This window comes from Sinomonas sp. (assembly GCF_051955515.1).
Classification (GTDB): domain Bacteria; phylum Actinomycetota; class Actinomycetes; order Actinomycetales; family Micrococcaceae; genus Sinomonas.
This window is the reverse complement of the sequence record NZ_JBQCGQ010000056.1, coordinates 1-11088: the sequence shown is the minus strand read 5'-3', so window position 1 is coordinate 11088 and position 11088 is coordinate 1. Positions and strand designations below refer to the sequence as shown.

The window sequence follows — 11088 nt, the reverse complement described above, 5'->3', positions numbered from 1 at the left end:
GACCATGGGCACCGGCAGCGCACGAAGGATCTTGTTCGCCGTGGAGCCGATGAAGAGCCGACGGTTCTGGGCAAGGCGGCTCGATCCGATGATGACGAGTTCGCCGTCCAGCCAGTCGATGCCGTCGACGGCCTCCTCCAGTGTCCGACCGTGGGCCACCTCGACGGTGGCCTCGTGCCCTTCCGGAAGGCGCCGGGAGGCGTCCGTCAGCACCGTATTCGCATGGCGGTGGGCTGCGTTCACGTTCTCGCCGTGCTCGCCGCGGGCGTCCAGCTCGACGAGCGAGACGAAGCGGAGCGGCACGCTGCGGCGGCGGGAGGCAACCAGCGCGACGTCGACGGCGGCATCCGCGCCCGGTCGCTCGCCGATGAAGGCCGTGAGGCGCTCGATGGGTTCGAGGCGGTGGTAGCCGCGTGGCGCGAGCGCCACGGGGATCGGCGACGCGTGCAGGAGGGAGTTCGCCACGCTGCCGACGGTGTACCTCTTGAACAGCCCGTTGCTCGCGGCGCCGACCACGATCAGCGCGGCTTCGAATTCAACGGCGGCCTCGATGAGCACCGCGGCGAACGAATTCCCCTGCCGAACGTGGAACTCGGCGGAGACGTCGCTGGGAATCATCCCGAGAGCCGTCCGCTGGGCAGTCAGGACCTGCTGCTCCTCCGGGTTGATCCGGCTGCCCTCGGGGTTGGCGGCGACATAGGGCGCGTTCTCGCCGAGGACGAGCATGAGGTCGAGCTTGGCGCCCTGGGCGCGCGCGATCGCGATGCCGAGGGCGACGGCATCCGCCCCGCGTTCGTCCGGCTGGTACCCCACCACGTAGCGCATGGTCCAGACTCTACGACACAGGCCGCCACTGCGGGTGCAGCGGCGGCCCGTGAGGTCGGTGCGACGCGTCAGGAGTTGGCGCGGATGGCCGCCTCGAGCACGTCGAGGCCGTCCGCGAGGAGCTCGTCGCCGATCACGAGCGGCGGGAGCAGGCGGATGACGTTGCCGTACGTGCCGCACGTGAGGATGACGACGCCCTCCTTGAGGCAGTACTCGGCGATCTTCTTGGTCACGTCGCCGTCGGGCTGCTTGGTCGTGGCCGCGCTGCCCTTCTTGACCAACTCGACGGCCAGCATGCCACCGCGGCCGCGGATGTCGCCGATGATGCTGTCCGCGCCGAGCTCCTCGCGGAGCTTGCCGAGACGGCCCTTGACGATGCCCTCGATCTCGCGGGCGCGCCCGCGCAGATCCTGCGTGTCCATCGTCTCGATGGCCGCGAGCGCCGCAGCGCACGCCACCGGGTTGCCGCCGTAGGTGCCGCCGAGTCCGCCACCGTGGACGGCGTCGAGCAGCTCGGCACGGCCCGTCACCGCGGAGAGCGGCATGCCGCCCGCGATGCCCTTCGCCGTCGTGATGAGATCCGGCACGACGCCCTCGTGCTGGACGGCGAACCACTCGCCGGTGCGGCAGAAGCCGGACTGGACCTCGTCCGCGATGAAGACGATCCCGTTCTCCTTCGCGAACTCCGCGATGCGCGGCAGGAAGCCATCGGCCGGGACGATGAAGCCGCCCTCGCCCTGGATGGGCTCGATGATGACCGCCGCGACCTGGTCGGCGCCGATCTGCTTCTGGACCATGAGGATGGCGCGCTCGGCGGCCTCCTTGCCCGTGATCTGCGGGTTCTCCTCGCGGAACGGGTAGCTCATCGGCGCGCGGTAGATCTCGCCGGCGAACGGGCCGAAGCCGTGCTTGTACGGCATCGCCTTGGCGGTGAGGCCCATCGTGAGGTTGGTGCGGCCGTGGTACGCGTGGTCGAAGGCGACGACGGCGTTGCGGCCCGTGGCGACGCGGGCGATCTTGACCGCGTTCTCGACGGCCTCGGCGCCCGAGTTGAAGAGGACGGTCCGCTTCTCGTGCTCGCCCGGCGTGAGCTGGTTGAGCTTCTCGGCGACGGCGACGTAGCCCTCGTAGGGGGAGACCATGAAGCACGTGTGGGTGAAGTGCTCCACCTGCTCCTTGACGGCGCCCACGACGGCGGCATCGGACGCGCCGACGGTCGTCACGGCGATGCCCGAGCCGAAGTCGATGAAGGAGTTGCCGTCGACGTCGTGGATCACTCCGCCGTCAGCGTCGGCGACGTAGACGGGAACGGAGGAGGCGACGCCCTTGGCGACGCTCGTGGCACGCCGGGCGGCGAGCTCGAGCGACTTCGGGCCGGGGAAGTCGCCGAGGACCTTGCGCTTCTGCTCGAGGCGGTACGTGATGTCCATTGATGTGGTTCCTTTCTTAAGCATCTCCAAGGCTTCAGGCATCTAAGTTGCTCATCACGTGCTTGACGCGCGTGTAGTCCTCGACGGAATACATCGAGAGGTCTTTTCCGTAGCCGGACTGCTTGAAGCCGCCGTGCGGCATCTCCGCAGTGAGGAGGATGTGGGTGTTGATCCAGACGGCGCCGAAGTCGAGGTCGCGGGCGAGGCGCATGGCACGGCCGTGGTTGGACGTCCACACGCTCGAGGCGAGGGCGTACTCGACGTCGTTCGCGAGCCTGACGGCCTCGGCTTCGGTCGTGAACTTCTGCACCGTCACGACTGGGCCGAAGGTCTCCTTCTGGACCACGTCGTCGTCCTGATGCACGCCTGTGACGATGGTGGGCTCGTAGAAGAAGCCCTTCTCCCCCGCCCGGTGACCGCCGGTCTCGACCTTCGCGTACTCGGGCAGCGCCTCGACAACGCGGGTCACGGCGTTGAAGTGGTTCACGTTGTTCAGCGGGCCGAAGTAGTTCTCTTCGTCGTCCTCGTGCCCGGTCTCGAGCGTCCTGGTGTGCTCGACCATGAGCCGGACGAATTCGTCGTGGGCCTGCTCCTCGACGAGGACGCGGGTGATCGCGGTGCAGTCTTGGCCGGCGTTGAAGAACGCGAACTCCGCGATCGCTTCGGCGGACTTCTTCAGGTCCGCATCGGCGAAGACGACGGCGGGCGCCTTGCCTCCCAGCTCGAGGTGCGAGCGCTTGAGGCCCTTCGCGGCGCCGGTGGCGACGGCGATGCCCGCGCGGACCGAGCCGGTGATCGAGACGAGGCCCGGAACGGGGTGCTCGACCATGAGCGAGCCCGTTGCCCCGTTGCCCAGGACGACGTTGACGACGCCGGCCGGGAAGATGTCCTTGATCAGCCGGGCGAGGACGAGCGTCGACTCCGGCGTGGTGTCCGAGGGCTTGAGCACCACCGTGTTGCCGGCGGCGAGGGCCGGGCCGATCTTCCAGATGGCCATGAGGAACGGGTAGTTCCACGGCGCGACCTGGGCCACGACGCCGATCGGCTCGCGCCGGACGAACGAGGTGTGCCCCTCGAAGTACTCGCCGGCTGACTTGCCCTCGAGAAGACGGGCCGCGCCCGCGAAGAAGCGCAGCTGATCCGCGCCGGCCGCGACCTCCTCCGAGGCGATGAGCGAACGGACCTGGCCCGTGTTGCGGTGCTGGGCCTCGACGAGTTCGTCGCTCGCGGCCTCGACGGCGTCGGCGAGGCGGAGGAGGAGGCGCTGGCGCTCGCCCGGCGTGGCGTGCTTCCACGTCGCGAACGCGGACTCGGCCGCGGCCATCGCGGCGTCCACGTCCTCCTTGACGGAGACGGGCGCCTTCGCCACAACCTCTCCGTTCGTCGGGTTCACGATGTCGAGCAGGTCGCTGCCGGCGGGCGTGACGAACTCGCCGCCGATGAAGTTCTGCAAGGTCTGAAGCATGCTCCGAGATTAGGCGACGCACGCCACAGACTGTATGGCCGAGTGCACTGAGCCAGCGTTCGTCTGTGGTGCGATCAGCCAGTCCCAGAACCTATGATGAACCCATGGCTCTCACCCTTTCCGCGCTGCTCGACGCGCCCGGGCTCGGACTCACCCTCGCTGGCTCGGCGGCGTCGACCCTCGACCGCGAGATTGCGTGGGTGGCCGTGACCGAGCAGGAGAATCCGGCGGTGTTCCTCAGCGGCGGAGAGCTCGTCCTCACCACGGGCGTCCGGCAGCGCAGCGCCGAGGAGCAGCGCAGGTTCGTCCGCGTGCTGCAGCGAGCCGGCGCCGTCGCCATTGGCTTCGGAGTGGGCCTCGGCCACGACGAGGTGCCCACCGCGCTTGTCGCCGAGGCGAACCGCTGGGGGCTCCCTGTGATCGAGGTCCCGTACCGCACACCGTTCATCGCCCTCAGCAAGCTCGTCGCGGATTCCCACTCCGCCGACCATTATGCGAAGCTCGAGAAGCTCATCGCCGACCACCAGATCCTCGCCCGCTCGCTCCTCACGGGCGGCGGCCTCGCTGAGCTCCTCAAGCACCTGGGCACGATGCTGGGCACAGAGCTCGTGCTCACCCAGTTCACCGCGGAGCTGTACTCGAGCAGCAAGGACGCCGGCGCGCCCACCATGGACCGCTGGGTGCCGTTCCCGGTGCCGACCGGGCGGCGCGACGCGTGCACGCTCTGGGCCAAGAAGCCCTTCGAGGACACGGGCATCATCGGCTACGCCCAGAACCTCATCAGCGTGGAGCTCAACAACCTCACGAAGCAGCGCCAAGCCCAGCGAGCGCTCGCGGGGCAGGTGATGGCCGACGTCGTCCGTGGCTCCCTCGATACCGAGGAGGCCTCCCGCCGGCTTGCGGGGGTGGGGGTCAACTCGACGAAGCGCAACGTGGTGCTGCTCGCCGAGTCCGCAGCGCACCACAAGAATCTCCGCGGCACCACGCTGCCCGCCGTGCTCGACGGCGCCGTGAGCGCCATGGTGGACCACGACCTCGCGGTGGTGGTGGAGGACGACGGCGGACGCGCCCCTAAGCTGGCCCGAAACCTCGCGGACCACCTCCTCGAGGCTGGGATCCACGCGACGATCGGGATCGGCGGGAGCTACACGAAGCCGAACGGGCTCCGCTGGAGCTACTTCGAGGCGAAGGAGGCCGCCGCGCGCGGACTCGAAGTCAACGAGCCCGAGCGGCTGAGCCTCACCTCGCTCCTGCTTTCCAGCGAAGACGTGCCGCTCGCGGACATGGCCGGCGAGGCGATCGGCCCGCTCGTGCGCTTCGACAAGCAGCATGGATCCGAGCTCGTGCACACACTCGAGGCGTACCTCAGCCTCAACGGCTCGGTCGCAGCGGTCGCGGACGAGCTCGGGCTGCACCGGAACACCGTCCGATACCGGCTGGCCCAGATCGCTGAGCTCACAGGCTATGACCCGGCCGTCACTGCCGACCGGGTCCAGCTGTTCCTGGCCCTTGCGGTGCGGAAGGTCGCGCGCGCCTAGACCCGAGCGCCCTCGTTGGAGATGGCGACCATCTCCTCGCGGGAGACTACCTTGACGCGTTCGCGGGCTATGTCGCCCTTGTGCGTCGGGGCGGGCGCGGCCGCGGCGCCGAGCGCCCTCTCGTGCGCGTCGAGCGCGAGCCAGCCCTCCCACGTCGTGTACTCGATCCCGCGGCCCTCGAGGAGGGCGACGACGGCGTCCTCAGCAGGCTCCGCGGCGACCGGGAGGTCCTCGCGGGCCTCGAGGAGGTGCCCGATGGTCTCAAGTGCGTCACCCTTGGTGTGGCCGATGAGACCGACCGGGCCGCGCTTGATCCAGCCCGTTGCGTAGACGCCGGGCACGAAGTTGCCGTCGGAATCGAGGACGCGGCCGCCGTCATTCGGGATCACGCCGCGACGGTGGTCGAACTCGACGTCCGGCAGGGACGAGCCGAAGTAGCCGATGGCGCGGTAGACGGCCTGGATCGGGTACTCGAGGATCTCGCCCGTACCCCGGACGTTGCCGGTGCCATCGAGCTCGGTGCGCTCGAAGCGGACGCCGGCGACCTTGCCCGGCGTCTCCGCCGAGTCGAAGATCTCTACTGGGTTGTGGAGGAAGTGCAGGTGCAGGCGGCGGGACGCCGTGAGCTCTTCAGGGTCCTCCGGCTGCTCCGCGATCCAGTTGGTCAGCGTGCCGACCATGGTCTTGACCTGGTTGTTCGTCTGGATCTCGCGGTCCGAGGCCTCGTCGAACTCGAAGTCCTCGGGATACAGGACGATGTCCACGTCGTGCGAGTGCGAGAGCTCGCGCAGCTCGAGCGGGGTGAACTTGACCTGTGCGGGGCCGCGGCGGCCGAAGACGTGCACGTCGGTGACCGGAGATTCTTTGAGGATCCGGTAGACGTTGTCCGGGATCTCGGTCACGAGGAGCTCGTCGGCGTGCTTCGAGAGCACCCGCGCGACGTCGAGCGCCACGTTGCCGTTGCCGATGACGGCGATCTCCTTGGCCTCGAGCGGCCATTCGCGGGAGACGTCGGGGTGGCCGTCGTACCACGAGACGAAGTCGGCCGCACCGAACGAGCCGTCGAGCTCGATCCCGGGGATGTTGAGGTCGGCGTCCTTGATGGCACCGGTGGCGAAAATGACGGCGTCGTAGTGGCGCTGGAGGTCCTCGAGGGAGAGGTCCGTCCCATAGTCGACGTTGCCGAAGAACCGGATGTCCCCGCGGTCCAAGACCTTGTGCAGCGCGTTGACGATGCCCTTGATGCGGGGGTGGTCCGGCGCGACTCCGTAGCGGATGAGGCCGTAGGGCGCCGGGTAGCGGTCGAAGAGGTCGATGCTCAGCGTGAGCTCACCGGACGCGACCGGCGCGCTCTTCGTCAGCAGGTCGGCGGCGTAGACCCCGGCGGGGCCGGAGCCGACAACGGCAATGCGGAGCGGCCGTGAGGGGTTGCTATTCGTCACTGAGAGATTTCCTTCGTTGTGCTGATCCGTTGAAAGCTTGCTGGCGCGTAGGGGCTCACGCGGACGACGTCACCGACCACGATCACGGCGGGGTTCGCGACACCGACGCGCTCGGCCTGATCGACGATCGTTTCGAGCGTACCGATCGTGACCCGCTGCCGCTCGGTCCAGCCGCTCTCGACGATGGCAACCGGTGTCCCGGCGGGAAGCCCGTGCGCGAGGAGATGCCGGACCGAATGGGCCAGACGGCGCACCCCCATGAGGAGCACGATCGTGTGGTCGGGGCGCGCCGGAAGCTCGTCCAGTTCCTCATGGCCAGTCACCACGCTGAACCCCGTCGCGAGGCCGCGGTGCGTCACGGGGATCCCGGCGGCAGCCGGCACGGAGATCGCGCTCGTCACGCCGGGAACCACCTCGACGTCGACGCCGTGCTCGCGGCAGAACGCCGCCTCCTCGCCTCCGCGCCCGAGGACGTAGGGGTCGCCGCCCTTGAGCCGCACGACGACGTTGCCCGCCTTGGCCTCGTCGACCAGGATCTGGTTGATCTCGTCCTGGCTGGCCTGATGAGCGCCCGGGGCCTTGCCGACCTCGATGACGCGCGGGCCGCCCGCGGCGGCATCCGCCAGCTCCCTGAGGAGCCCGCGAGGCCCTAGCCTGTCCGCGACGACGACGTCCGCCTCTGCGAGAAGCTGGCGCCCCCTCACGGTGATAAGCCCCGCCTCGCCCGGGCCACCGCCCACGAGGGCCACGCGGCCCCTCCCCTGGCGGTGCCGCCGGAGGGGCAGGCGGCCGGTCTTCAAGGCGAGAACGATCGCGTCCTTCAGCGCCCTGGCCCGCCGGGGGTCTCCCCCCGCGTTGACAGCGACCGTGACGTCATCGACCCGCGCGGACGCGGGCGTCCAGGCGGCAGAGGCCTCGTGGTCACTCGCATTGACGCACCAGATCCGGCGCGTCTCCGCCTCGGCCGCGACCCGTGCGTCGACGTCGGCCACCCCCGTGGCGGTCTGGGCGAACCACACGCCGTCGAGATCCGAGGTCTCGTAGCCGCGCCGAACCCACGTCAGGAGGCCAGACTCGGCGAGGCGGGCAACGTCGTCAGCCGCCTCGGGCGCGACGACGGTGACCACCGCACCCGCATCCAGGAGAGCGCGCGCGCGGCGACCCGCAACCCGGCCCGCGCCGACCACGAGGACGGGCTTGCCGAGGAGCCGGAGGGACGTCGGGAAGAGGTCGAGGCCGCTCATCGCGAGCCTCCGCTCAGGAGCCCGCGGCGAAGCAGCAGCCTGCGTTCGACCGGGCCGAAGACGAGGAGCTCGATCAGGATGCCGACGGCGAGGATCGCGAGGATCGCGCCCATGACCACACCCATGTCGCTCAGGGTACGTCCCTGATCGAGGAGCGAGCCAAGCCCGAAGCCTAGGCTGCCGCCCACCGCGATGATCTCGGCCGCCATGAGCGAGCGCCACGAGAACGCCCAGCCCTGCTTGAGGCCGGCCACGTAGCCGGGAAGGGCCGCGGGCAGGATCACCTGGAGCGCGAGCTCAAGGCGCGATGCGCCGAGTACCTTCGCGACCGAGCGGTAGTGCGGAGGGATCTGGTCGACGCCGGCGATCAGGCCGTTCACGATCGACGGGATGGCCCCCATGAGCACCACGAAGTACACGGTTGCGTCCGTGAGCCCGAACCAGATGATGGCTGCCGGCACCCACGCGACGGATGGCAGCACCTGAAGCCCCGAGACGAGCGGCCCGAACGCCCGGCGCAGTGGCCGGACCTGCGCAAGCAGGAGTCCGACCGGCGTCCCGACGACGACCGACACGGCGAACCCGAGCACGCCGCGGCCCAGCGACGTCACGATTGCCTGCTGGACCTGACCCTCCCGCCACAGCTGGCCGAGGGCAGCCGCCACGTCGAGTGGGCCCGGCACGAGGTCCTGCCGCTTGAGGCCCAAGGACGCGACGATCTGCCAGACGAGCAGGAGCACGACGACGGCGCCCACCGGCAGGAGCACCCGGCTCCAGTCGCGCCGGCGGTGAGTGACGTCCGACTGAAGCTCGTCCAGTCCGGCCTCGAGGGCGCGGAGCTCCTCATTGTCCGCCTCGGTCCGCTCCACGGAAACCCCTGGCACGGGATCAAGTTCGGTGACGTTACTTGCCATGACGGCGGATCTCCTCGCGCAGGCGGGCGGTGATGTCGGCCGTCAAGGCGGCGGCAGCAGCGGCGTCGTCCTTCACCGCGCCGGGCACCTCCCACTCGCTCACCACGCGGCCCGGGCGGGAGGAGAGCAGCAGGACGCGCTGGCCAAGCCGGACGGCCTCGCGCACGTTGTGGGTCACGAAGATGATCGTCCGGCCGGTCTCGCGCCAGATCCTCGTGAGCTCCTCGTGGAGGAGGTCGCGCGTGATGGCGTCGAGGGCCGCGAACGGCTCGTCCATGAGCAGGACTTCCCGGTCCTGGCTCAGCGCGCGGGCGAGAGCGACGCGCTGGCGCATGCCGCCCGAGAGCTCGTGGGGGCGCTTGTCCGCGGCCTCCCCGAGGTGGACGAGGTCCAGAAGTTCCTCGGCCCGCGTCCGGCGCTCCGCCTTCGCGACCCCGCGCAGCTTGAGCGCGAGCTCGATGTTGCCGCGGGCCGTGAGCCACGGGTACAGCGCGGCGTCCTGGAACATGAACGCCGCGCCGTCCGCGGGAACCTCGAGCGCACCCGCACTGGGCCGCTCGAGGCCCGCGATGATGTTCAGCAGCGTCGACTTGCCGCAGCCCGAGGCACCCAGCAGGGCCACGAACTCGCCCGAGCGGATGGTCGCGTTGACGCCGTCGAGGACGGGGGCGCCGTCGCCGAAGCGCTTGCCGAGGTTCTCGAGCAGAACGGTCATGGTCGCTCCTAGTCCTGGCCCAGTCCCGCGGCGCTGACCTTGGGCTGGCCGGACACCCGGTTGAGAGTGGTCAGGTCGAAGAGGCCGTGGAGGTCGGCGGTCTTCGTGACGCCCACGTCGACCCCGTCCTGCAGCAGCTTCGGGTAGGCCCCGGCCAGCGGGTCGGCCGAGAAGGTGATGTTGGACAGGGCGCGGTCGAGCACGTCGGTGGGCAGCTCGGCGCCCGCCGAGGCCTTGAGCCCTGCGTTGACCGCCTTCTCCTTGTCGGCCTGGCTGGCGGTGTTGAGCCAGTTGATGGCCGCAACGTTGCCCTTCGCGAGCGCCTCGACCGTCTGCGGGTGGTCGGCGGCGAACTTCTTGTTCACGATGAGGATCGTGGTCGGGAACAGGCCCGGCTTGCCGGTCTGGGAGCCGTCCCACAGGCTCTTCTCATCGACGAGCACCTTCGCCCCGGCCTGCAGCACGAGCCGCGATGCCCACGGCTCGGGGAGCCACGCGCCGTCGAGCTTGCCGCTCTGGAAGAGCTTGAGGGTCTGGGCGTTGTCGGTCGGGTTGATCGTGACGTCTCCCGTACCGTTCGGGGTGGTCTTGAGCCCTTGCTTGGCGAGCCAGGCGCGCAGGGCGACGTCCTGGGTGTTGCCCAGCTGCGGGCTCGCCAGGGTCTTGCCCTTGAGGTCCGCGGCAGAGTTGATGCCGGGCTGGACGACGAGCTGGGCGCCGCCGGCCGCGACGCCGGCAACGACGACGACGGACTGGCCCTTGCTCTGGGCGAACGAGTTGATCGCCGGGTTGGGGCCGACGAAGGCGGCGTCGATCGCGCCGGCGTTGAGCGCCTCGATCTCCGCCGGGCCGGCGTTGAAGACCTGCGTCGTCAGGCTGTTCGTGCCCGCCGCCTTGAGCGAATCGGCGATGAGGCCCTGCCCCACTCCGATGAGCGCAGGGGCGTGGGTCACGTTGCCGAAATAGCCGAGCTTGAGCTGGGCTGCAGGCGTCCCCGTCTGGGCGACGGCGGATTGGCTGGGCTGGCTTGCGGTCTGGTTCGCGTTCGCGGTGGCCAACGCTGCGCCCGCTGCGAGGAGGACGACGACGGCGGCACCGAGGCCGATCTTGAGGCCGCGGCCGCGCTTGGCGCTGGCAGCGTTGGTCTCGGATGTGATGCGGACGCTCTTCTGCCCGGTATCGGACTGCGTCTCGGGGGTGGGGCTCTTGGTCATGGGGAGTCCTGGGGGTGCGGTTCTCGCTGGAGAAGGGTCGGAAGGTCGGGTGGGGGCCTAGCGACGAGCCCGACATCGGGGCATTCGCCCGGCGTCATCGAGGGGGCTGCGGAACATGTGTTCCAGCGTAGAGACGGGTTTTCGGCCCCCCAAGGGCCCGGTCACGGTCGTTCACGTCGCGTCATAGGGCGTCACACAGGCTTCCCGGAAAGTTCGACGGCGACCGCGCCCCGCCCCCCCGCGGGGGGGGGCGCCCGGGGCGGGGGCCGGGCACGCCCCCCCAAAAAAAAACCCCGATACA

Annotated in this window: 9 protein-coding genes; 1 reads left to right on the top strand and 8 read right to left on the bottom strand. The window is 69.8% G+C overall.

The window, feature by feature from the left end; translation table 11 throughout:
* From ACTHL9_RS03245 to ACTHL9_RS03235, 3 genes are all read right to left on the bottom strand, one after another.
* The coding region (locus ACTHL9_RS03245) for a universal stress protein (RefSeq protein WP_440517280.1) at positions 1-825 on the bottom strand (825 nt) is incomplete at its 3' end.
* Between the two features lie 68 nt (positions 826-893).
* Positions 894-2255 (bottom strand): 4-aminobutyrate--2-oxoglutarate transaminase, encoded by a 1362-nt coding sequence (gene gabT / locus ACTHL9_RS03240; protein WP_440517279.1) that lies wholly within the window; start codon positions 2253-2255, stop codon positions 894-896.
* 34 nt (positions 2256-2289) lie between these two features.
* Positions 2290-3720 (bottom strand): gamma-aminobutyraldehyde dehydrogenase, encoded by a 1431-nt coding sequence (locus ACTHL9_RS03235; RefSeq protein WP_440517277.1) that lies wholly within the window; start codon positions 3718-3720, stop codon positions 2290-2292.
* Positions 3721-3824: 104 nt separating this feature from the next.
* Between ACTHL9_RS03235 and ACTHL9_RS03230 the strand changes: the two genes are divergently transcribed.
* Positions 3825-5258 carry a PucR family transcriptional regulator gene (locus ACTHL9_RS03230; RefSeq protein ID WP_440517275.1) on the top strand — a complete coding sequence of 478 codons (1434 nt, stop codon included), beginning with the start codon at positions 3825-3827 and terminating at the stop codon, positions 5256-5258.
* On the opposite strand, the gene ACTHL9_RS03225 is transcribed toward ACTHL9_RS03230, so the two are convergent.
* From ACTHL9_RS03225 to ACTHL9_RS03205, 5 genes are read right to left on the bottom strand one after another with little or no spacing between them, the layout of a single operon-like run.
* Positions 5255-6700: an FAD-dependent oxidoreductase gene (locus tag ACTHL9_RS03225; protein WP_440517274.1), complete on the bottom strand. Its 1446-nt coding sequence runs from the start codon at positions 6698-6700 to the stop codon at positions 5255-5257. The two genes, ACTHL9_RS03230 and ACTHL9_RS03225, sit on opposite strands and share 4 nt — an antisense overlap.
* The gene (cobA, locus tag ACTHL9_RS03220; RefSeq protein ID WP_440517272.1) at positions 6697-7944 is read right to left on the bottom strand and encodes a uroporphyrinogen-III C-methyltransferase; all 1248 of its coding nucleotides are present in this window, start codon (positions 7942-7944) and stop codon (positions 6697-6699) included. Before cobA ends, ACTHL9_RS03225 begins: the two co-directional genes overlap by 4 nt.
* Positions 7941-8858 carry an ABC transporter permease gene (locus ACTHL9_RS03215; protein ID WP_440517271.1) on the bottom strand — a complete coding sequence of 306 codons (918 nt, stop codon included), beginning with the start codon at positions 8856-8858 and terminating at the stop codon, positions 7941-7943. The genes cobA and ACTHL9_RS03215 overlap by 4 nt, the downstream gene beginning before the upstream one ends.
* A complete protein-coding gene (locus tag ACTHL9_RS03210; RefSeq protein WP_440517270.1) occupies positions 8848-9573 on the bottom strand; it encodes an ABC transporter ATP-binding protein in 726 nt (241 codons plus the stop codon). The genes ACTHL9_RS03215 and ACTHL9_RS03210 overlap by 11 nt, the downstream gene beginning before the upstream one ends.
* An 8-nt stretch (positions 9574-9581) precedes the next feature.
* Complete coding sequence (locus ACTHL9_RS03205; RefSeq protein ID WP_440517269.1) at positions 9582-10787, bottom strand: ABC transporter substrate-binding protein; 1206 nt, start codon at positions 10785-10787, stop codon at positions 9582-9584.
* Between the last annotated feature and the right edge of the window lie 301 nt (positions 10788-11088).